This window comes from Candidatus Kirkpatrickella diaphorinae (assembly GCF_025736875.1).
Classification (GTDB): Bacteria; Pseudomonadota; Alphaproteobacteria; order Acetobacterales; family Acetobacteraceae; genus Sorlinia; species Sorlinia diaphorinae.
In genome coordinates this window covers 1,230,933-1,251,937 of the sequence record NZ_CP107052.1, presented here as the reverse complement: position 1 = coordinate 1,251,937, position 21,005 = coordinate 1,230,933, and the positions used below count along the sequence as shown (strand labels likewise).

General features: G+C 58.4%; 20 protein-coding genes. 11 read left to right on the top strand and 9 right to left on the bottom strand.

Annotation, left to right across the window (positions count from 1 at the left end; genetic code table 11):
- From N5W20_RS05625 to N5W20_RS05600, 6 genes are read right to left on the bottom strand one after another with little or no spacing between them, the layout of a single operon-like run.
- Complete coding sequence (locus N5W20_RS05625; RefSeq protein ID WP_319806193.1) at positions 1-483, bottom strand: cytochrome c-type biogenesis protein; 483 nt, start codon at positions 481-483, stop codon at positions 1-3.
- Positions 480-1,040, bottom strand: a complete 561-nt coding sequence (locus N5W20_RS05620; RefSeq protein ID WP_319806192.1) for a redoxin domain-containing protein — start codon at positions 1,038-1,040, stop codon at positions 480-482. The genes N5W20_RS05625 and N5W20_RS05620 overlap by 4 nt, the downstream gene beginning before the upstream one ends.
- Positions 1,037-3,052: a heme lyase CcmF/NrfE family subunit gene (locus N5W20_RS05615; RefSeq protein ID WP_319806191.1), complete on the bottom strand. Its 2,016-nt coding sequence runs from the start codon at positions 3,050-3,052 to the stop codon at positions 1,037-1,039. The genes N5W20_RS05620 and N5W20_RS05615 overlap by 4 nt, the downstream gene beginning before the upstream one ends.
- Entirely contained in the window at positions 3,039-3,629 is a 591-nt protein-coding gene (gene ccmE / locus N5W20_RS05610; protein ID WP_319806190.1) for a cytochrome c maturation protein CcmE, read from the bottom strand. The genes N5W20_RS05615 and ccmE overlap by 14 nt, the downstream gene beginning before the upstream one ends.
- A 15-nt stretch (positions 3,630-3,644) precedes the next feature.
- A complete protein-coding gene (locus tag N5W20_RS05605) occupies positions 3,645-3,797 on the bottom strand; it encodes a hypothetical protein (protein ID WP_319806189.1) in 153 nt (50 codons plus the stop codon).
- Positions 3,794-4,573, bottom strand: a complete 780-nt coding sequence (locus N5W20_RS05600) for a heme ABC transporter permease (protein ID WP_319806188.1) — start codon at positions 4,571-4,573, stop codon at positions 3,794-3,796. The genes N5W20_RS05605 and N5W20_RS05600 overlap by 4 nt, the downstream gene beginning before the upstream one ends.
- Positions 4,574-4,809: 236 nt before the next feature.
- Here N5W20_RS05600 and N5W20_RS05595 point away from each other — a divergent pair, with 236 nt between their 5' ends.
- Positions 4,810-5,220: an EVE domain-containing protein gene (locus N5W20_RS05595; RefSeq protein WP_319806187.1), complete on the top strand. Its 411-nt coding sequence runs from the start codon at positions 4,810-4,812 to the stop codon at positions 5,218-5,220.
- A 65-nt stretch (positions 5,221-5,285) separates the two neighbouring features.
- Here N5W20_RS05595 and N5W20_RS05590 read toward each other — a convergent pair whose 3' ends face one another.
- Positions 5,286-6,671 (bottom strand): aldehyde dehydrogenase family protein, encoded by a 1,386-nt coding sequence (locus N5W20_RS05590; RefSeq protein ID WP_319806186.1) that lies wholly within the window; start codon positions 6,669-6,671, stop codon positions 5,286-5,288.
- A gap of 262 nt (positions 6,672-6,933) precedes the next feature.
- On the opposite strand from N5W20_RS05590, the gene N5W20_RS05585 reads away from it, so the two are divergent.
- A complete protein-coding gene (locus N5W20_RS05585) occupies positions 6,934-7,767 on the top strand; it encodes an EcsC family protein (protein WP_319806185.1) in 834 nt (277 codons plus the stop codon).
- Here the strand turns inward: N5W20_RS05585 and N5W20_RS05580 are convergent.
- Positions 7,756-7,935 (bottom strand): hypothetical protein, encoded by a 180-nt coding sequence (locus N5W20_RS05580; protein WP_319806184.1) that lies wholly within the window; start codon positions 7,933-7,935, stop codon positions 7,756-7,758. The two genes, N5W20_RS05585 and N5W20_RS05580, sit on opposite strands and share 12 nt — an antisense overlap.
- 96 nt (positions 7,936-8,031) lie before the next feature.
- On the opposite strand from N5W20_RS05580, the gene aat reads away from it, so the two are divergent.
- The 9 genes from aat (at position 8,032) to N5W20_RS05535 (ending at position 19,638) form a co-directional block, all read left to right on the top strand.
- Entirely contained in the window at positions 8,032-8,667 is a 636-nt protein-coding gene (gene aat, locus N5W20_RS05575) for a leucyl/phenylalanyl-tRNA--protein transferase (RefSeq protein WP_319806183.1), read from the top strand.
- 36 nt (positions 8,668-8,703) lie between these two features.
- Complete coding sequence (locus N5W20_RS05570; protein WP_319806182.1) at positions 8,704-9,354, top strand: hypothetical protein; 651 nt, start codon at positions 8,704-8,706, stop codon at positions 9,352-9,354.
- 158 nt (positions 9,355-9,512) lie between these two features.
- Positions 9,513-10,013, top strand: a complete 501-nt coding sequence (locus tag N5W20_RS05565; RefSeq protein WP_319806181.1) for a hypothetical protein — start codon at positions 9,513-9,515, stop codon at positions 10,011-10,013.
- 223 nt (positions 10,014-10,236) lie between these two features.
- Positions 10,237-10,698 (top strand): thioredoxin-dependent thiol peroxidase, encoded by a 462-nt coding sequence (gene bcp / locus N5W20_RS05560; protein WP_319806180.1) that lies wholly within the window; start codon positions 10,237-10,239, stop codon positions 10,696-10,698.
- 1 nt (position 10,699) lies between these two features.
- Complete coding sequence (locus tag N5W20_RS05555) at positions 10,700-13,990, top strand: hypothetical protein (RefSeq protein ID WP_456304900.1); 3,291 nt, start codon at positions 10,700-10,702, stop codon at positions 13,988-13,990.
- A gap of 59 nt (positions 13,991-14,049) precedes the next feature.
- Positions 14,050-15,405 carry a replication-associated recombination protein A gene (locus N5W20_RS05550; protein WP_319806179.1) on the top strand — a complete coding sequence of 452 codons (1,356 nt, stop codon included), beginning with the start codon at positions 14,050-14,052 and terminating at the stop codon, positions 15,403-15,405.
- A complete protein-coding gene (locus tag N5W20_RS05545) occupies positions 15,402-16,397 on the top strand; it encodes an RluA family pseudouridine synthase (protein WP_319806178.1) in 996 nt (331 codons plus the stop codon). Before N5W20_RS05550 ends, N5W20_RS05545 begins: the two co-directional genes overlap by 4 nt.
- Positions 16,394-18,919 (top strand): AsmA family protein, encoded by a 2,526-nt coding sequence (locus N5W20_RS05540; RefSeq protein WP_319806177.1) that lies wholly within the window; start codon positions 16,394-16,396, stop codon positions 18,917-18,919. Before N5W20_RS05545 ends, N5W20_RS05540 begins: the two co-directional genes overlap by 4 nt.
- Complete coding sequence (locus tag N5W20_RS05535; RefSeq protein WP_319806176.1) at positions 18,916-19,638, top strand: ATP12 family protein; 723 nt, start codon at positions 18,916-18,918, stop codon at positions 19,636-19,638. Before N5W20_RS05540 ends, N5W20_RS05535 begins: the two co-directional genes overlap by 4 nt.
- A 63-nt stretch (positions 19,639-19,701) precedes the next feature.
- Here the strand turns inward: N5W20_RS05535 and ispF are convergent, their stop codons facing one another.
- The gene (gene ispF, locus N5W20_RS05530; RefSeq protein WP_319806175.1) at positions 19,702-20,901 is read right to left on the bottom strand and encodes a 2-C-methyl-D-erythritol 2,4-cyclodiphosphate synthase; all 1,200 of its coding nucleotides are present in this window, start codon (positions 20,899-20,901) and stop codon (positions 19,702-19,704) included.
- Positions 20,902-21,005: the final 104 nt, after the last annotated feature.

Sequence of the window (21,005 nt, the reverse complement as noted above, 5' to 3'; positions counted from 1 at the left end):
TTAGGCCTCGCCGCCGCCATGGTCTGTGGGCGCACGGCTTTGCAGCAGGATCTCCAGGCGGGCGCGTTCTTCTTCCGTCAAAGGCGTCGTTTCCTTACGATGGCGGAAGATCCGGCTGGCGAGGAAAAGTCCGAGCGCGAGGGCCACGAAGGGGGTCAACCAGAGTAACGCCGTCGCGGCCGTCAGGCGCGGTTTGAGGCGCACGAAATCCCCGTAGCGGCTTGTCATCCAGGCCAGGATATCGTCCCGATTTTTCCCCTGTGCGACTTGCTGACGCACGACACGGCGCAGGTCACGCGCCAGAGAGGCAGAGCTATCCTCAATCGACTCGTTCTGGCAGACAAGGCATCTAAGTTCCGCATCGATCTTTTCGGCCATCCTTTCCTGCGTCGGATCGGGCAGGAGTTCCCGCGGATCATCGACCGCGAAGGTCGGGGAGATCGTGATCAACAGGAGGCAAATCAGCAGGAAACGGCGTATCATCGCACCGCTTTCAGCAGAGGGCGAATGACATTCCTGATTGTTTCCGAGGTGATGGGAACTGAATCATGCCAAATGATGCGCCCGTCGGGCATGACCAGAAAACTCTCCGGCACGCCATTGATCCCCATCTCGATCCCGAAATCCCCACCCACATCCTGCGCTGTCATTTCATAGGGCTTGTTATTGCGCAGTACAAGGGCGCGGGCATTTTCAGGCCGGTCTTTATAGGCAATGCCCCAGATTGTCACATCGTGACCTAGATTTTGAAGTTCGGGCAATTCGGTGATGCAGGGGATGCACCAGGAGGCGAAGAAATTGATCAGGACTGGTTTGGTCCGCATCTTCAGAATGGCGCGGCGCAGACGGGGTTCGTCCGGCATCAGTCCTGGCAGGTCAAAATCGGGGATCAGCCTCGTTGTCGCGGGCGTTTCGACAGCACGTGGGTCAAAGCGCCCCTCACGCATGCCCGACAGCATCGCCCAGAACCCGCCACCCATCGCAAGAGCGATCAGGATGGGAAGCGACATGACGAGACGCCGTTTCTGAACGGGCGTCATATCGTCACCGCCGCATCACACTTCAAACGGCGTTGCGGCGCGCCGAAACGTCGGCGTCGATCACAAAGGGAGAGCACGCCGCCTATCGCCATAACCAGCCCGCCCAACCAGATCCACGGCGCAAGGGGGTTGACGTGCAGGCGCAAAATAAAACGCATTTGCCCATCCTTTTCCTCCCGCGCGTCGCCCAGCACACAATAAAGATCCTGAAGCATATTTGTGTGAATGGCCACATCCGTCACTATTTGACGCTGACGTGTAAAAACATGCCGGGCCGGATGAAGCACTGTGACGACATGCCCGTGACGCGTGACGACGACATCTGCAATCAACGCGTCGAAATTCTTCTCTTTCTGCTGGCGTATATTGCCGAGCGTCCATTCATAGCCGCTGAAAGCAACATGCGCGCCCTCCGCCATTTCCGTGATCTTCTGCTGTGACTGCGACATGCCGGTAATCCCTAGCACGGTGATGGCGACGCCCATATGCGCCAAAGCCGTGCCCCAGCTTGAGAGGGGGAGGTGGCGCAGGCGCTGCCATCGACTTCGCCAGAACGTGCCGAGCGCCACGCGGCCTCCAATGTCGGTGAGGCTGCCCAGTATCAGCCACACGGCAAATATTGCACAGATCGTCGGGAGGAGTCCGGATAAGAGGCTCGATGCCAGCACGGCCGAGAGGATGAGCGGCAGTAACGTCCAGCGTAAACGCTTGAAGATTGGGCGGAGCCATCCGCGCTTCCAGGAGAGGAGCGGCCCGGCCACCATCACGGCCATAAGGGGAAGCATGAGCGGGATGGTGGTGGCGTCGAAAAACGGTTTGCCGACGGATAATGTCCTGCCCGTAAGAATTTGCGTAAAAGGCGGATACATCGTCCCGACAAGGACAATGGCGCAGATGGTGCAGAGCAGGATGTTGTTCAGGATCAACGCCCCCTCCCGCGAAACTGGCATGAAATGCCCTTCATCCACCAGATTTGGCGCGCGCCAGGCAAAAAGGGCGAGGGCGGTGCCAATGACGAGGGCCAGAAGGAGAAGGATAAACACCCCCCGCGCCGGGTCATTGGCAAAGGCATGAACGGAGTTGAGAATGCCCGAGCGGACGAGGAACGTCCCGGAGAGGGAAAATGAGAATGTCGCGATGGCGAGGAGGATCGTCCAGACTTTCAGCGCCTCACGTTTCTCAACCACGATGGCGGAATGGACCAGCGCCGTCCCGGCCAGCCAAGGGATGAGGGAGGCATTCTCAACCGGGTCCCAGAACCAGTATCCGCCCCAGCCCAGAACATAATAAGACCACCAGGAGCCCATGGCGATGCCACAGGTCAGGAAGCACCAGGCACCCAGCGCCCAGGGCCGCACCCATCGCCCCCAGGCCGCATCAACGCGCCCACCGATCAGCGCCGCGACCGCAAAGGCAAAAGGCACGGCAAATCCGACATATCCGGCATAGAGAACAGGCGGGTGGAAAGCGAGCCCGGGATCCTGCAGAAGCGGATTCATCCCGAACCCGTCCAGAGGTGGCGTGGTGTTGATGCGATCAAACGGGTTGGATGTCGTCACGCAGAAAAGCAGGAAGCCGGTCGACACGCCGCCCAATATCGCGATGACGCGGGATTTGAGACGGCTCGGCAAATGACGTCCGAATGCAATGACGGACATGCCGCAAAAAGCCAATATCAGTGCCCAGAGGAGAATGGACCCCTCATGATTACCCCAGACCCCGGTTATCTTATAGAGAAGCGGTTTGTCACGCGCCGAATTCTCAACGATATTGCGGACTGAGAAATCATCTGTGACGGCGCTGAATATCAATGCCAGGAACGCAAGAAGCAGGGCGACGAGTTGCGCCACTGCCAGCAGCGAGGTGAAACGCATCAGGCGGGCATCGCCGCGCCCTGCACCCCAAAGGCCAATCACGCATTGCAGGAATGCCGCGACACAGGCGAGCGCCAAAGTATAATGCCCGGCCTCAGCGCCGAAGCTGAGACGATGCAGAAGATCAATGAGATGCATGTTCAGCCTGTGCAATCGACTTTCGGGCCTGGGATTCTGTCATCGTGTCCCATTCCTCCGCACGCGGTGGTTTACCGAAGCGCGGGTCCCATTTGCCGCTTTTGCGCAAAGCTTCAGCGACTTCCTTCGGCATGTAGGTTTCGTCATGTTTGGCGAGGACTTCAGAGGCTTGCAGGTTTTTATCCGCTGTCATCTCGCCAATGGCGATGACGCTCTGACCCTCACGGAACAGGTCAGGCAGAACGCCGCAATAAATCACCGTGACGGCTTTCTGCCCGTCTGTCACGGCAAACTGATTGACCGGCGTGGCGTCCGGCCCGACATAGCGCTTGAGACTGCCGGCGACCACCATGCCCCCCAGGCGGATCGACTGGTCGGGACGTGGCGGGTGCTCAAGCGCTTGAGATGGCGCCATAAAAAAGACGATGTTAGATGAGAAAGCCCGCAATATAAGCGCTGAAGCCGCCGCGAGGCAGATCAGGCAGAGCAGCATAATCCAGAGGCGATGGGACTTGCGGGCATATCGACGCCGTTGGCGGGGCGACCGCCCTTGATAAGGGGCATCACGTTCAGACATTTCGGTGCTCCAGCCTCATGATTGATGCGGCTGATGGGACTCACGCATCCGCAACCGACTCTGAACGCGGCGCAGCCGTCGCCAACATAAAAGCGCCTGCATGGCCAGCGTTCCGATCGTCAACCCGTAAGCCGCGATGATGAAGGTGATGTGGGTGCTGGTCATCATTCCTCACTCATCACAGCATGTGCGGTTGTGGCTGGCGCGTTCGCCTCTTCATCGGATAGCGCATATCTGTCGGAGAAGCGCGCGCGCCGCCATTTGATTTCGAGGAGGGCGGCCCTGACCTGCCCTGTCACGAGTGCTGCGAAACCGAGAAAAAACCCGATCATACAGATGGCGAGTGGCATCAGCATGGAAAGGGACATGGCGGGCGCGTGTGTCAGGGTGATGCTGTCAGGCTGGTGCAGAGTATTCCACCAATTGACGCTGAATTTGATGATCGGCAGATCAACCACCCCGGCCAGTGCGAGAATGGCAGCAGCGCGATAGCCACGTTGTGCATCATCAAAACCACGTATCAGCGCAATATGGCCGATATAGAGGAAAAACAGCAGCAGGACAGAGGTCAGCCGTGCATCCCATACCCACCACGTGCCCCACATCGGCTTTCCCCAGAGAGAGCCGGTGATCAGGCAGAGCGCGGTCACCGTCGCGCCAATCGGCCCGATCTCCCGCGCGGCGATATTGGCGATAGGGTGCCGCCAGACGAGGGAGGACGCGCCGCAGACTGCGAGAAGGAAATAGCCGGTCGAGGCCAGTATCGCCATGGGCACGTGGATGTACATAATGCGCACCGTCTCACCCTGCTGCCAGTCGGCCGGTGCGAAGACCAGCGCCCAGACAAGCCCGATGGCAAGCGTGACGATGCCCGCAATGGTCAGAAGGGGGAGGAGCCATTGCGTCACCCGGATAAACCGGCCCGGATTGGCGAAGCGCTCCACCACTCTAGGGCGTAAGGCGGGCGAACCGTCGGGAGAAATGTTCGGAATGGTTTTCAAACGAAACTCACGATATACACGTACAGAATATCGCATACATGATTCACCCCCTGATTGGCCACATAAAGCGGTCATCATGGCGCAGATCCGGGCAGAAGAAATCGGCCTGAGCCAGGGAAAGGGCGGTTGTCATTGCATCAGCAATCAGGCGTGGGCCTCGCCGCGCTGTCAGGGAGCGCATGAAATATTGGTTGATCAAGTCTGAGCCTGCGTCGTTTTCCTGGGATATGCAATGTCATAATAATGTTGAGCCCTGGACCGGCGTGCGCAATTTTCAGGCGCGCAATAATCTGGCCGCGATGGAAAAAGGCGACCGGGCCTTTTTTTACCATTCCGTGACAGAGAAGGCGATTCGCGGCATTGTCGAAGTTGTGCGCACCGCCTATCCGGACCCGACTTCTGATGACCCGAGATGGGTGTGCGTCGATGTATGCACAGTGAAACCCATGAAGCGGCCCGTCACGCTCGCCCAGATAAAAGCTTCACCGGCACTTTCTGAAATGGCCCTTTTGCGGCAATCCCGCCTTTCTGTCGCGCCGATAACAGCGGATGAATGGGATATTATCTGCAAAATGGGCGGCATCACGTAACGTGCTATGGGTCCGCGCCGGATCGGCCCGTATGATGGCCGATCCTTTGCGTCGCCGGAAACCGTCTAAGCAGCGGCCCAGACAGGTTTGATGTTCATAAATTCCAGCAGGCCGAACTCGGTCAGTTCCCGCCCGTAACCACTTGCCTTGATCCCGCCGATCGGGAGGTTCGGGTCGGAGCTTGACCCCTTATTGATGTTGACGGCTCCGGCTTCAATTTCGCCCGCCAGTTGCGCGGCCTTTGCGAGATCTTTCGTCCAGAGGCTGGATGACAGGCCGAAATCACTGTCATTGGCCAATCTGACGGCGTCATCCGAGTCTTTCGCGACAATCACGCAGGCAACAGGCCCGAAGAGCTCCTCCCGGAAACACGCCATTTCCGGCGTGACGTCCGTCAGGAGGGTGGGCGGATACCAGGCGCCGGGTTGCCGCGGCTTTGCCCCCCCCAAGACAAGTTTCGCCCCTTCCTTGACGGCTATCTGCACCTGTTTATGCAGAGCATCGCGCAGGTCAATGCGCGACATCGGGCCGAGGAAAGTCTCACGATCGAGCGGGTCGCCCGGTTGCATGTCAGCGATGCGTTCAGCGAACCGATCGGTAAAATCGGCGGCGATCGATTCTTCGACGATGAACCGCTTCGCGGCGATACAGACTTGCCCGGCATTTCCAAAGCGTGACGCCACAGCGCCGTCGACGGCTTTTTCAAGGTCGGCATCGGCGAGAATGATGAAAGGGTCGGACCCGCCTAATTCCATGACCGTCTTTTTACCCGCCTCACCGGCAAGCTGACTAATGGCACGGCCCGCACCGACACTGCCCGTCAGGGCGACGCCCGCGATGCGTCTGTCCTGGATGATTTGCCGGGAATGTTCCCGCCGGAAATTTGCGGCGATAAACACATCACCCATCCCAACGGACGCGGCAATATCATTCAGCATTAAACCGCATTGCATGGTGCACTCTGCGGGTTTGACGAGATAACCATTGCCGCCCGCCATAATCGGCACAGCGGCGCGAATGATCTGGTAAAGGGGAAAATTCCAGGGCGTGATGCCAAAAACAGTGCCGACCGGATCAAAACGGAGCCAGGCGCGCCCGGTCGGTATATCGACCTTCCGTGGCGACAGGATTTTGGGTGTATGATCGACGATCCAGCGCGTTAATTGCACGCAACGGTCGATTTCCGCCAATGACTGGGTGATCGGCTTGCCCATTTCAATACTGGCCTGATGGGCAAGATTTTCCTTGGCGCTCTCAATTGCGGCGCCAAATTGTTTCAGAATTTCGAGCCGGGCCGTCATGCCCATATTTCGCCACGTTTCAAAGCCCAGGGCTGCCCGCTGAAGCACACCATCCACCGCATTATCCTCAATGAAGGGGTGGAAGGCGAGATCCGCGCCCGTTGCCGGGTTGACGGTTTGGATGCCCTGGCTTTTCGTGTCTCGATTCATATCGTGGCGGCCTTTTCACGTCGTTTTTGTTTAAAATGTGGGTGCGAGTCGAGGAGGGGCGACGATCGATTGAATTTCTGGCGCGGGACAAGCCCCCCGTCAATGAATGTATCGACCGGAACTTCAACAACTGAGACCTAAAACATCGTCGCTTTTCACGATGATGCAAGGTCGCATCCTTTATTCTTTCACCGTAGTGGCGTGTGCATCCTGCGCAGCACCGTGCTACCATCGAAACATATTTATTGAGGAGGGTCGCGCCATGACGTCATCTGATGCGTCGTCACCGGGTTTTGCAGTCATCCGGTCGAAACTCGATGCCGATTCATTGCGGCAATTACAGGGCGCCCTTGCCGATGTTGAAAAAGGCCGCGGTTTGCTCGTCCGGCTGGCCGATCTCATGGGCGGCGCGATCGGGCAGGCCGCGCGGCTGAGCCTTCAGGGAATCGGGCTTGCGCCATCTTTACAGGCCAAGTTTCAGGGCATTGCGGAAGTCGCGATCACCCGTGCCTTTGATGTCGCGATTATGGGAATGTCAAAGCCCGTAGCGCGTCCGCGTCACCGTCTCAGGGAGGGGGGCGCTCAGGTTGCGGTGGCGATATCCGGCGCGGTCGGGGGGTTTAGCGGGGCGCTCGGCCTCTTGCCCGATGTGGGTTTCACCACCCTCACCATCATGCGGGAAATCGCCGATATTGCCCGGCAGGAGGGGGAGGATCTCTCCGATCCTGATACGCGCCGGGCATGTCTGGAAGTCTTCGCCCTGCGAAGCTTCGCCTCAACTTCGCAGGGTGAGGAGAGTGAACTCGGGTTCTTCTCCGCGCGCGCCTTGATGCGGGGAAGGCCAATCGTGATGCTGATTGGCGAGGTCGCGTCGCATTACGGGATGGGCCTGTCACGGAAATTCGCCCTTCAGATGATGCCGGTCGCGGGTGCGCTTTGCGGTGCGTCGCTGAATGCGGCATTTCTGGCACATTACCGCTCACTCGCGCGGGCACATTTTACGATCCGCCGGTTGGAGCGCACCCATGGCCTGAGCGTGCGTGAGACGGCTGACCACATGGCCGAGGCTGTGCGTGAAGGACGTTCAGCGACGTGATGGATTTTTCCCGAGCATGAGGATGCCTTCAAAGACACAACCTGCCAACGCACCGAGAAGGCTCACTGTCGATATAATGAACCATAATCCCCCCACGCGCGGGTAGAAAATATAGATCATCTGCATGAAAAAGAATGAGATGAGAAAGGCTTTTGTCAGTTCCAACATGCTCTCCATAGCGACCCAGGCCCCGGGCCATCATAACATTATATGACGGGCGGTAAATCGTCACGTCGGCGTACCCGCCCTTTTACAATGCAGGATATGCTTGAAGGTTATCATCACGGGCGGTTCCTGATGGCGGACAATGCGGATGACGATATTCTGCATTGGTTTCAGCCGATGCAGCGCGGTGTGATGCCGCTGAATGACCGGTTTCACCTCCCCCGGCGCCTGCGCCGCACGGTGCTCGCCGGTCGATATGATGTGACGTCCGACCGCGATTTTGTGCGCATCCTGGATCTCTGCGCGGCGCGACATCCGACCCGCACGGAGACCTGGATCAACCAACCCCTCAGACAACTCTATCTGGCGCTGTTTGAGGCCGGATACGCACATTCCGTTGAAATCTGGGCGGGGCATGAGCTCGTGGGTGGTTTGTTCGGTATCCATATTGGTGGCGCGTTTTTTGGAGAAACGATGGTCTCACGCGCCAGAGATGCCTCAAAGATCGCGCTGGTTCACCTGGTCGCGACTCTCCGCCGGCAGGGCTTTGCCTTGCTTGACACGCAATATCCAACGTCGCACCTTGCGCAATTCGGCTGTCTCATCTGGGACGCATCGCATTACCAGGACGCCCTTTCCGAGGCACTTCAACGCGACGTGGTCTGGTGTGCAGATGTCAGGTTGGATGCTTTGATGCCGGAGATTCGATCTTTGAAGGTCCGCGACGCGGCCTGACGATGAATTTAATTTTTCGGGAAGGATTTTCCGCTCATGTCCTCAAAAACATGTCTCGCCGCTTTCGGTGCTGCCATCATCGCAGGTGTCATGACACCGGGCGCGCCACAGACGGCCTTTGCGCAAGTCAAACCCGCGGACGGAAAAGAGAGCGTAATCGCCTCCCAGCATCCACCCTTGACACCGATGCGCGATGCTGAAGTCACCTACGCGGTGCAGCCCAAGAAATTTCCGAAACCTCTGGATGTGACCGTATCTTTCAAGGCGGGTGGCGATTTTATGCGGGTTGACGGGCCGCAACATATCGCGACCACAATTTTTAATCGCAAAGATCATTTCGTTACGTTGATCCTGCATCAGCAGAAGCTTTTCAACCGCTTCTCCCCGAAAGTGGGTTTAAGAAACCCGTTCATGCTCGATCTTTCCATGGCTTTCACGCCGCAGGGCCAGGCGAATGTCGCGGGACTGACCTGCACGCGCTGGGCGATCACCAGTCGCTACGGCGCCGCGACCGCATGTGTGACGGATGACGGCATCATCCTGTCGGAGGAGGGGGTCGATGCTGATGGCGTGAATGGCAAGCTCGTCGCCAAACAGGTCAGTTACCGCGCATTACCCGGTTCTGTTTTTGAGGTGCCTGCGGGTTATAATGCCCTCCCTGTCAAAAGTGACAAAGAGAAACATTAAAGAAAGCAAGGGTCATGCCGGGGAAAGCGCCGCACACACCTATAACGCGGTGCTTTGGCAAGGATCTGAATCATTTTGTCACAAAATAACCAGCTTTTTGCCGTTTTTCCGGCATGTTTCCGCGCCCATCTGAGAAACAGATCCGGCGCGCTGCAAAAATGCCGCGCGACTTAATCGCATTTCAGGAGCGTATGATGCGGGGCATTTTTTTCAAAACACTGTCAGTAGCATCGCTGGGCCTTTCAATCAGCCTGTCCCCGCCTGTGATGGCGCAGCCTTACGGACACGGATTCCATCGCGGCGGGCCGCATTTCGGCCCCGGCGGTCACTATCGGTTCGGTCCGGTAAGACGGCCTTATTTTGGCCCGCGCGGGCCATATTGGGGGCCGCACTTCGGCCCACCCCTTCCGCCACCACCTGTTATCAATGATGGTTGGGGTTGGGGCTGGGGGCCCGGTTACTGGTATGGTGGCAGTGGCCTGGGCACGGGGCTTATCGTTGGCGGGCTGATTGGCGGGGCCGTGGGCATGGAGGTTGCTTCAAGCGCGCATCAGGTCGTTTATCCACCGGTGCAGATCAATGTGATCAATGGTCCCGCCTATCCGCCCCCGCCGCCTGAATTGCCGCCCGCGCCACCATGGTTTCAGCCCGTACCTTGAGATTCAGCGCCCTCCTCAGGGCGCGATCCGGGTACGCGCAGGCCGCACAGGGCGAAATAAAATCGAACCTTAAATAACTTGACCTGTTTGCAGGGTGGGCGTTCGACGTGGTTTACGCTATGAGGGTCGTCCAAGCCAATTGCCTCAGGGCCGCCTCGATATCTGCGCGGCATCGTCAGCTACGCTAAAGATAACGGGCCTTCATCAGGACGGAGAAGCTCGCATGATCGACGTTGGAGACAAAGCGCCGAAATTTTCCCTTCAGGCTTCCGGGGGGCGAACGGTGCAGGACACGGATTATCAGGGGCAGCCCTACCTTCTTTATTTTTACCCGAAGGCCGACACGCCGGGTTGCACAACGCAGGCCTGTGACCTGCAAAGTGATCTGCCGCAATTACAGAGGCTTGGCCTTCAAGTTATCGGCGTCAGCCCCGACCCGGTGCCCAAACTTGATAAATTTGCTGAAAAATTCGGTCTGACCTTCCCCTTGGCAAGCGATGCGGATCACGCTCTGTCAAAAATCTACGATGTCTGGGTTGAGAAGAAGAATTACGGCAAAACCTATCTCGGCATCCAGCGAAGCTCCTTCCTGATTGATCGCGATGGCAAAATCCGCTTCGTCTGGCGAAACGTCAAAGCCGCGGAACATGCCCGCCTCGTCAAGGAAGCCGCCGCCGAGCTGTAAATTGGTGGAACGTGGCACACCGGCATCGGTGAAAGCCGGGACATCCTCTTTCTGGCGCAGGGCACTTTATGGCGCCCTTGTGATCGCCGCGCTATTCGCGATGGGCATCATTTATCTGGTCATTCAGTTTCGGTCAGGCCCGGTGGATGTGACCCCGATCATCTCGCGTTTCTTCCCGATATCAATTGAACGGAGCCTTCTGCGCGGCCCCCCTGCGGGCCGCCTCTCCGCGGCGCGGTTCAGGATCGGCTGGCGCAGTCCGGCGCACGGCCTGCCTTCAGGCTTGGGCGTCTGGGCTGATGATCTCAAAATCATCGGGCGCGATGGCGATGTTCTCGTATCGGCGCAGCACGCTTATATGCGCCTCCTGCCGCGCTATCTTCTCCATAAGCGTTTCCGACCGGTCACTTTGATTGCGGACCATGGTTTCGTAAAATTGCGGTTTTTCGAGGATGGTGATCTTGATCTGGATTGGCCGGATGCGCGCCGTCACATGTATCTGATCCCGCCCTTTTCCCTCCGCCTCCTGCATGAGCTGAAAATTGACCATGTGTCGGTCAGCCTCCTTGACAGTGCGTCGGGCAAACTTCTGAGCCTCGATGCGGCGCAGGGCGCTTTAGCGCGCGCTTATACCGGGCATTACACTTTATCCTGGGATGGCGCTCTGGAGGGCGGCGTGCGTGCCGGTCCGCAAAATCTCGGACATATTTCAATCACGACCCATTCTTTGCCGGACGGGTCGATCTGGCGGGGCATCCTGCCGATGCAGAACCTTGCTGACCTGCAAAATTTTCTACCCGCCGCCGCAAATTGGCAGATGCCGGCCACATTGACAGGCGCCATCGCACTCCGCACGCACGGGCCGGCCATGATGGTGCTTCCGGACTCTCAAATTCATCTGACGCGAATAGATGGAGAGGTGAAGCTGGGCTCCGGGCATATTCAACAGAAAAATGGACCGGCTTTATCGCTTGGGGGCGGTACGGCCGCCATCACCGCATCCCCGCCGGATACAGCATCAAATGCGGGGCGACCTCTCCTTTCCATGCTGCGACGCAAAAACGGGGCGGATGATGCGGCGCGCCTCATACTTTCTCACCTGTCCCTGCAAATGCGCGGTGCTGACGGGAAGATGCATGACGTCACGGCGCAGGGGCAGCTTAATCTCGACCATTTTGCGGCACCAAAAAATATCGATGGCGACATCCATGCCGCGCTCCCCGGACCCATCCAGATCCCGCAATTGATGACGATATGGCCGATGCAGTTTATCCCGCCAGTCAGGCTGTGGGTCGGGCAGAATTTGACGCAGGGCAGGGCGGAGGGTCTTGATGTCACAGCGCAACTCGCCAGCCCGAACGGGTTCGATAAACTCGATATTGCGGGCCTTGAAGGAAAATGGCATGTGCGGGACGCGACGCTTTTCTGGAAACGTCCCATCCCGCCGGGCATCCACCTTGATGCGGATCTGTCAATCACGCAAAAGGATGCGCTCGATATCGCCTTTTTGCGCGGGTGGCAGACATCACGCCTGGTGTCATCCAGCGATGGTCCGGGCGGGCAGAGTGGCCGCTCCCTGCGGTTAAAAAGCGGGCACATGCGTATCAACGGATTGTTCGATGCCTCCCAGATAGCGGATCTCAAACTCAATCTGGTGGGTGATCTCTCCGGCTTCATCAATGTGCTGTCAGAGCCGGAATTGAAATTGCTGAAAGGTAAAAAATTACCTTTCACGAAGCCGTCCGGGCAGGTCGATGCGCAGCTTGCCATGCAGTTTCCGCTGGATTCCGATGCGTCGCCCGATGCTTTCCGGGCAGATATCAAAGCCGCGTTTCAGAAGGTTGAACTGCAGAACCTCGTGCTGGGGCAATCTGTTTCCGGCGTGTCAGGTCATCTGGTGGCGACCCAGTCCCAGATGAAATTGGATGCGAAAGGCGCATTCGGGCCATTACCGACGCAGGTCCATGTCAATCTCCTCTTCATGCCGAAAGGCGCGTCGGATCAGGCGGAGTCTTTCGATGCGCAATCCATCGTGACGCCGGGCGACCTTCGCAAAATCCTGCCTGATGCGGAATTCTGGTTTCAGGGCCATGCGCTGCTGAAATCACATTACGCGGCGACGGAGGACGGTCACGCATCACTCCAGACATCGCTTGACCTGCGTGACGCCGGGATCTCAATTCCCTTATGGCAAAAACCGCTCGGCATGGCCGCCAAGGCGATGGCGGAGGTCAAATTTCATAACCGCGTCATCACGGATCTGCCGCGTTTCGCCATTACCGGGGACAATATTGACGTGTCAGGCTGGGGGCAAACCGCTCAAGGCAAGATTTCCGTTCTGACACTCGACAAAATGCGCCTTGCTGGTAGTTCCGGCACGGGTCGTATTGTGTTTCCGGCGCGCCATGAAACGCCTGTTGATGCGCGCCTCAGGCTCTCGACGCTCGACATCACGCCATGGCTGCAAAAGCCGCGAAATGCCGCATCGCACAAAGCCGCACAAGAAACGCCAAAGGCGCATCCCGTGTCTCGGGAAGCGGCGCACTGGCAGGCCTCTTTACGTGCCAATGACGTGATTTATCATGGGCGCGCCATTTATCGGGATTTGCAGATCACTTCAGCAGGGCAGGGGATACGTGTCAGACGCGGAACATTGTACGCGGGGGGTGTTTCCCCCCTCAGCGCGGAACTCACACCCCAGGGGCAGCGCGCGCATCTGCAGATTCATGTGCAAAATCTGGGGGGAAGTCTCGAAAATCTCGCCATTTATGATCGGCTTGAGGGCGGACATCTGGCCTTTGATGGTGTGACAGAGGGGGATTGCTGTCAGGCCCTCCCGCGAATGCGCGGCCATCTGGATGTTGGTGCTTTCAATTTCCGCAAGCCGCCCCGTCTGCTGCAAACCTTGGCCCATGCCGCGTTGGTGGATTGGTCAAAGACAAATCCGCAGCGTTTTGCGTTGGATCGCCTGCATGCCAAACTCACAATCGACCCGTCTCAGATCCTGATCGAAGACGGATATTTCGGCAATCGCGCCCTCGGGGCGACGCTGCGCGGCCTCATTGATTTGCGCCGGGAGAAGCTTGACCTGCATGGGACGGTCGTGCCCGCATTCGGGTTTAATGCGATATTGGGACGCTTCCCGAAACTCGGCCATCTCTTCTCCCCTGAAAAAGAAGGGGGCGTTTTTGCCGCGACTTATGTGATTACGGGTGATTTCAAAGATCCGCATCTTGTAGCCAATCCGTTTTCCGTTTTTCTGCCTGGCGTGATACGATCCTTCAACGAATAGAATGTGATGTGAACAGCCTCGACGCTGGCTAATCGGCGTGGGGGTTGGGGGAGGGTTCGATGGGCGCAGCAGCCGAAGATGATTTGTTTGGCACCGCGTCACCGCCGGATTCAGATCCCCGACGCACCCAAACCAATATGACATCGAAAACCCAGCCCCTTGCAGACCGCCTCCGCCCGACGCGGCTGCGTGATGTTGTGGGGCAGGCGCATCTCCTTGGTGAGGCGGGGCGCATCACGCGCATGTTGACGCAATCCAGCCTCTCAAGCCTCATTTTGTGGGGCGGGCCGGGTTGCGGCAAAACGACGATGGCGCGCCTTCTCGCGGGCGAGGCCGGATTGCGTTTCGCGCCAATATCCGCCGTATTCTCAGGCGTTGCGGAGCTTAAGAAGGAATTTGACGCGGCGCAACGCTACCAGGCCGCAACCGGGCGGGGCACTCTTTTGTTTGTGGATGAGATCCATCGTTTCAACCGTGCCCAGCAGGATAGTTTCCTCCCCTTTGTGGAAAAGGGGACGGTTGTGCTGGTCGGCGCCACGACGGAAAATCCGTCCTTTTCCCTGAATAGTGCGCTCCTCTCACGTTGTCAGGTTCTTATTCTCAACCGGTTGGATGATGCCGCGCTTGAAAAGCTGCTTCATCGCGCCGAAGATGATGGAGGGCGTACGCTTCCCCTGACACCGGATGCGCGCGCCAGCCTGCGCGCGATGGCGGATGGGGATGGGCGCTACCTGCTGAACCTCGCGGAGCAACTCCTCTCCCTCAAAGCAGATGCCCCCCTTGATTCAACGGCTTTATCCGCCATCCTCACGCGTCGCGCCGCCTTGTATGATCGGGATCGGGAAGAGCATTATAATCTCATCTCCGCTTTGCATAAATCATTGCGCGGCTCTGACCCTGATGCGGCGCTTTACTGGTTTGCCCGCATGTTGGAAGGGGGCGAGGACCCGCGCTACATTGCCCGCCGGTTGAACCGCTTTGCCGCGGAGGATATCGGAATGGCTGACCCGACCGCCCTGCCGCTTTCTATCGCGGCATGGCAGAGTTATGAGCGCCTCGGCAGCCCGGAAGGCGAGCTGGCTTTGGCGCAACTCATCGTGCATCTGGCCACGGCCCCCAAGTCAAACGCTGTCTACACCGCTTATAAAATGGCGCGGGCCACGGCGCGTGAGACAGGCAGCCTCGGCCCGCCTTTGCATATCCGTAATGCGCCCACCCAGTTGATGCGGGAAATCGGTTACGGGAAAGGCTATGAATATGATCACGATGCGGAAGATGGGTTTTCAGGCCAGAATTTCTTTCCCGATGATATGGCGCGCGTGACATTTTACCGCCCGACGCCGCGCGGCCATGAGGCCGAAATTACAAAAGTTCTGGACAATTATGCACGACTCCGGGCAAGGCGTGGGTCATGAGTGTCATGACACGTGTTATCGACCAGGATGAGGCCGAGATGAGGGTCGATCGCTGGTTCCGCCGGCATTATCCTTCTCTCACCCAAGGGGCCCTGCAAAAATTATGTCGAACGGGGCAGATCCGCCTTGATGGAAAGCGCGTCACAGCATCAACACGCGTCATTGCCGGGCAGAATCTCCGTATCCCTCCTTTGCCTGAAGGAGCGCGTGCGCCGCTCGGTGGGCAGAAGCGCCCCCTTGATCCCAGCCTGATCCGTGACATCCAGCATATGGTTGTCTACCAGGATAAATCGTTGATCGTGCTTGATAAACCGTCCGGGCTGGCGACGCAGGGCGGGCCGGGGATCACAACGCATATCGACATGATGCTCGATGGGCTGCAAGAGGGGGAGGTGGAGCGTCCCCGTCTCGTTCATCGCATTGACCGTGACACGTCGGGGCTCCTTCTGGTGGCGCGTACGCCGGGTGTGGCGGCGAAACTGGCCGCGGCCTTTCGCGGGCGTCATGTGCGGAAAACCTATTGGGCGGTGGTGGTCGGGCGACCCTCCCCGCAATCCGGCACGATTGACCAACCTCTTGTGAAGCTGGGGGCCGGGCAGGGCGCATTGATGATGGCGGCGGATCGTAAGGATGCCGACGCCCAGCGGGCTTTGACGGATTATGAGGTTGTTGATGCGGCGGGGCGCAAACTGACCTGGCTGCAACTCAACCCTCTGACGGGGCGGACACATCAATTGCGCGTGCATTGTGAAAGCCTCGGGACACCAATATTGGGTGACCCGAAATATGGCGGGGATAAAACCCATATTGATGGTTTCGAAGATCGCCTTCATCTGCATGCAAGGCATCTGGAAATCCCGCATCCTGAGGGCGGTATGTTGAGCGTCGCCGCGCCGCTGCCGCCCCATATGCTTGAAACGTTCCGGCGCCTCGGGTTTGCGGCGGGCGAAACCCCGAAGGCGAAACGTACAAAAAACAAGGCGGGTTCATGATGAAGCGCATATTGGCGGGTTTGGTCGTTATTCTGAGTCTGGCCGCGATCGGCATCGTTGCGACACAGATCATCCTCAGCCGTTTGATTGACCGGCAGCATCTCATCGCGCTGGTCAAGGCGCATACGGGGGATGATCTTCGCTTTGACGGGGTCCGGGTTTCAGCATTTCCGCAGATTGGTCTGACGCTGGAGCATGTCACGCTTCGCGACCCGGATTTCTCGGAAGGCCCGCCGATGGCGCAAGTGGCTTCCGCCCGGGTGGCGGTCGATATTCTACCCCTCCTGCATCATAACCTCCGCATCAAGCGGATTGACCTTGCAAATGGTCAGATCAACATCCGTCGTGATGCGTCCGGTCACGCAAGCTGGATGCTTCACCCTGTGCATGAGGCGCGCCCGGACACAGATGATGGGCACGTAACGTCAGGCCAGAAGCAGAAATATCGCGTGCATCTTGCAGGGATCAGGCTGCGCAACGTCATTTGCAGCCTGGATGATCAGCTCACCCATCGCTCCGGGCAGGTTCTGATTGAAAATGCGACGTTTGACGGGCTTCGCTCAAACGCACCGGCGATTGAAGTGCATGCGCGTCATGGTGAGACACCTTTCAGCCTCAGCGGTCATGTTGGCTCATTCGCGGATTTTCAAAATCCGCGCAAACCCTGGCATATCGGGTTGGGCCTCATTCTCGGCTCCGGTGATCGAGAGGATGGCTGGGCGAATTACTCCGGCGCTTTGCGAGATGTCATGCATCTGCGCGGCTGGTCAGGGGAAATCAAGGCGCGGATGCGTCGGACGCAGCAGCTTCAGGCGATCTTCAATCATGTTCGCCTGCCGGATATTGAGGGGCTCTCCGGGCGGGTCGTCTTTAGTGATCACCCGCTCACTGAGGATCCGGCCCGTCAGGATAAGAATGAGCGCCCCTGGTATCAGTCCCTGACGCTGGAGATGGCGGATCTCGATATCGGCTATTTACATGTGCCCGGTTTTTTTGAAGGGCGGAATATCAGCGTGTCCGCCCGGAATGTGCGGGACGCGTTGAAATTCTCGACTGTCATTCCATCCCCCGGGAAGGATTGGGCCATTCAGGCGACCGTCCCGACTTTGTCTGACCTCAATGACTCCCTGCATAGTCATTTTGAGAAGACCTTTCCCTTTTCAGCGCGTCTGGCGCCGAACACGCACCGGATTGCTTTTTTCGACCGGGATGGCGTGATTCACGTCAATGGTCATGCGGGGCGGTCGGAGGCGTCTTTTGACATGGATGGGCGCGCGCAATACCTCCCTGTCGGGCCGGTCCTTCTCGAAGACGCCATCTTCGACGCCCGCGCGGAGGCGCATTTCGGCACGTCCCTCGACGTCAAAAGCCTCAAACTCAGAAGCCGCGCTTTGAGCCTCAACGGACAGGGCCATGTGACCTTCCCTGCCGAAGCAACATCACGCGGCAAAATAGAGGCGCAGTTTGACGTCACGCATGTTGATTTCCTCAATCTCAAGCAGACGACGCCCCCGCCCGTCACCGCGCCGAAGCCGGAAGCACGTCCGATACCGCCATTTTCCCCTGCCGTCCCGCCATCGACTGACGCTGCCTCGGCGGCAGAGACTGCACCGCCGCCGGATGAAGCGGCGATCAAAAGTCATTGGGTGCAGGATAGCTGGCGGCGTCTCTCTGATGGCGTGGCCGATAAATTTGACTGGTCCATCATCGCGAACGGGAAGAACCTCAAATTTGGCGACCAGCTTTATGATAATGTCAAACTCAATGCGGATTATGCCCATCAGGTCTGGCGTCTGAACCTTGCTGAGAACAGCGCCAAAACCGGCACGATGGTGGGCAGCGTCGTTTATAACGGTGACACATCCTCCCCGACTCTCGCACTCCATGCAGCGCCCATGACGGTTCCGGCGGAGTTACTGCTTGGCGCGCTTGATATGGCTCCTTTCCTGAGTGGACCGGTCGAGATTGTGGGTGATCTCCAGGGGCCGGCGGCCTCACGCGACGCGTTTCAGCGCCACATGACGGGCCATCTCGGCCTTTCCATGGTGGGTGGGCGTATTCGGACGGCCCCCTTTCGGCCTTACCTGAAAGGAGGGATCGGGGCTTTTCTGGACGGGAGTGAACTTCCCGTGCGGTGTTTCGGTCTGCATATGAATGTGGCGCCGACGCAACTCGATGTTGATCTGATCGGACTGGATGCCGCACCTGTTCAACTGTCCGGACGTGGGACATTTGACCGGGAGAGTGAAACAGTTGATTTCAACATTGAGCCGGTCATTTCTGTCGCCGGGGCGGGTGCCTCAAAGCGCCTGCGCGTGCAGGGATTGCTCGAAAATCCACATGTGACCGCAGTACAGGGTGAAGATGGCCGAACCGGCTTTACGATCAATGAGCAGAAAACCGATCTCTGTCCCGCGTGGCTGCACACAGCGCGTGAAGGTCGGGCCGGAATAAGTGCGGCATCAGTGAAAAAGAGTAAGGGCGCGGCCGATCTGTTGAAAAGTCTCGGCTTGTTCCGGTGAGGGGAAACAGGGTCTTCTGGTCTGACGTCACGATTGAGCGCGCGGCGGCGGATCAGTGGGCCATTTTGCTTGACGGGAAACCGGTCGCGCTGCCAGCCGGGTCAAGCTTGATTGTGCCCTCCGCCGCCCTTGCTGAGAAAATTGCTGATGAATGGCGACTCTGCTGTAAAAACGCGATTTTCAACCCGGAGCACATGCCGCTCACGCAACTTGCCGCCACGCAATTGGAACGTATCGCGCCGCGTCGGCGTGAGGTCGTGGCGCAACTTGTTGATATCTTCCGCTCTGACGCGCTTTTATATCGTCATGGTGATGATTCACTCGGGCAGGCGCAGACGCGGATTTTCGCGTCGCCACGCGAGACGTTTGAGGAAATGTTTGGTTGCGCTCTGCCCTGGTCTGAAGAGATCACGCCGATTGACATCGCGGATGGGGTTATCGAAGCTATTGAAGCGCGCTTATCAAGCTACGACGATGTCGCCCTGACCGGCCTTTCCGTTCTTTCATCCATGACGGCGAGCCTCATTCTCGCCCATGCCATTCTTTATGGCGCCATCACAGTCGATACGGGGATCGCCTGCGCCTTTATCGAGGAAAACGCACAGATGGCGCGCTGGGGGCGCGATGAGGATCGTGAGGCGGGACAGGCATCCTGCCGTCGCGAGATAGAGCACGTGCTGGAATACGCCGCCTTGAGTGCAACGGGTCAGGCAGTGTGAAGGGTTCCAGCTTTCAATTTGCGCCGAGGAAGGCCTACGCGTTGCGGTAACCATGCCGTGTATTTAGGGTAGCAGGACGGTCGCGACGGCCGTTGCCGCAATTCCTTCCTCCCGCCCCGTAAAGCCGAGCCGTTCGGACGTTGTCGCCTTGACGGAAATCCGCTCCATATCGACCTCCAGCAAGGATGCCAGCCGCGCGCGCATTGCCGCAACATGAGGCCCGATTTTAGGGCGCTCACAAATAATGGTGATATCGGCATTAACGAGGCGACCGCCGCGCTCACGGATGCGCTGCCCCGCATGGATGAGGAAACGGGCCGAGTCCATATCCTTCCATTCATTCTTCGAAGGCGGGAAGTGATAGCCGATGTCGCCTTCAGACAAAGCGCCGTAAATTGCGTCACATAAAGTGTGGATGCCGACATCGGCGTCGGAATGCCCGGCAAGGCCGCGTTCATGCGGGATTTTAACGCCGCAAATAATCAGATCACGGTCATCCGCAAAAGCATGCACATCGTAACCAAGCCCTGTGCGCGGGCAGGGGGGCGTGCCCAGCAATCTCTCCAATCGCACCAGGTCCTCCGCTTGGGTAAGTTTGATATTATCCTCATCGCCCGGAACGATGGCGACCGCTTCACCTGCCGCCTCAAACAACGCGGCATCGTCGGTTTCAGAGCGTTCATGCCGCCTGTGATGGGCCAGAAGGGCCGGAAAGTGAAAACCTTGAGGGGTTTGCGCGCGGTGCAGATTCGCCCGGTCAATCGTGCCCTGAATAACGCCGCCTTCAACACGTTTGAGAGTGTCCGCGAGTTTCACGGCCGGGATGGCAGCTTTGTAATGCTGGAGGGCATCAAGAACGCCCTGAGTCACGAAATGCGGCACGTAGGGGCGTGCACCGTCATGGACAAGCACATATTCGGGAGGGGTCTCTAGCGCGGCCAGGGCCTCCAGCCCGGCGCGGACACTATCCTGCCTTTCCGCCCCGCCAGGCACAGGCGGGAGGATCGGCAAACCGTCAAGAAGCTGGGAGAGTGCCGCTGCGTCACCGACAGGCTGAATCACATCGACGAAAGGCAGGAGGGCTTCCGCTGCGTGGCGGATGACCGGCTTGCCATCAAACAGCCAATATTGTTTGGGGAGATCCGCCGCATTCCCGGCCGCGTCATAAAAGGCTGATTGACCGCCTTTTGAAACGAGGCGTTTCAGCCCGGAGGCGAAGCGACGACCGGTACCGGCCGCAAGAAGAATGACGGCTACTCGCATGGCTCATGCAATGCTTGTTTGTCCCGCTTTCGTCAAGAGGTGACGCATGATGCCCGGTGATTGCGGCAACTCGCTTGGCGCGGGGAGCCCGGTTGCCCGTCATG

Coding starts and splice junctions, on each gene's coding strand:
- N5W20_RS05625 (WP_319806193.1), bottom strand. CDS start 483: ATGATACGCCGTTTCCTGCTGATTTGCCTCCTGTTGATCACGATCTCC.
- N5W20_RS05620 (WP_319806192.1), bottom strand. CDS start 1,040: ATGACGCCCGTTCAGAAACGGCGTCTCGTCATGTCGCTTCCCATCCTG.
- N5W20_RS05615 (WP_319806191.1), bottom strand. CDS start 3,052: ATGCATCTCATTGATCTTCTGCATCGTCTCAGCTTCGGCGCTGAGGCC.
- ccmE (WP_319806190.1), bottom strand. CDS start 3,629: ATGTCTGAACGTGATGCCCCTTATCAAGGGCGGTCGCCCCGCCAACGG.
- N5W20_RS05605 (WP_319806189.1), bottom strand. CDS start 3,797: ATGATGACCAGCACCCACATCACCTTCATCATCGCGGCTTACGGGTTG.
- N5W20_RS05595 (WP_319806187.1), top strand. CDS start 4,810: ATGAAATATTGGTTGATCAAGTCTGAGCCTGCGTCGTTTTCCTGGGAT.
- N5W20_RS05590 (WP_319806186.1), bottom strand. CDS start 6,671: ATGAATCGAGACACGAAAAGCCAGGGCATCCAAACCGTCAACCCGGCA.
- N5W20_RS05585 (WP_319806185.1), top strand. CDS start 6,934: ATGACGTCATCTGATGCGTCGTCACCGGGTTTTGCAGTCATCCGGTCG.
- N5W20_RS05580 (WP_319806184.1), bottom strand. CDS start 7,935: ATGTTGGAACTGACAAAAGCCTTTCTCATCTCATTCTTTTTCATGCAG.
- aat (WP_319806183.1), top strand. CDS start 8,032: ATGCTTGAAGGTTATCATCACGGGCGGTTCCTGATGGCGGACAATGCG.
- N5W20_RS05570 (WP_319806182.1), top strand. CDS start 8,704: ATGTCCTCAAAAACATGTCTCGCCGCTTTCGGTGCTGCCATCATCGCA.
- N5W20_RS05565 (WP_319806181.1), top strand. CDS start 9,513: ATGCCGCGCGACTTAATCGCATTTCAGGAGCGTATGATGCGGGGCATT.
- bcp (WP_319806180.1), top strand. CDS start 10,237: ATGATCGACGTTGGAGACAAAGCGCCGAAATTTTCCCTTCAGGCTTCC.
- N5W20_RS05550 (WP_319806179.1), top strand. CDS start 14,050: ATGGGCGCAGCAGCCGAAGATGATTTGTTTGGCACCGCGTCACCGCCG.
- N5W20_RS05545 (WP_319806178.1), top strand. CDS start 15,402: ATGAGTGTCATGACACGTGTTATCGACCAGGATGAGGCCGAGATGAGG.
- N5W20_RS05540 (WP_319806177.1), top strand. CDS start 16,394: ATGATGAAGCGCATATTGGCGGGTTTGGTCGTTATTCTGAGTCTGGCC.
- ispF (WP_319806175.1), bottom strand. CDS start 20,901: ATGCGAGTAGCCGTCATTCTTCTTGCGGCCGGTACCGGTCGTCGCTTC.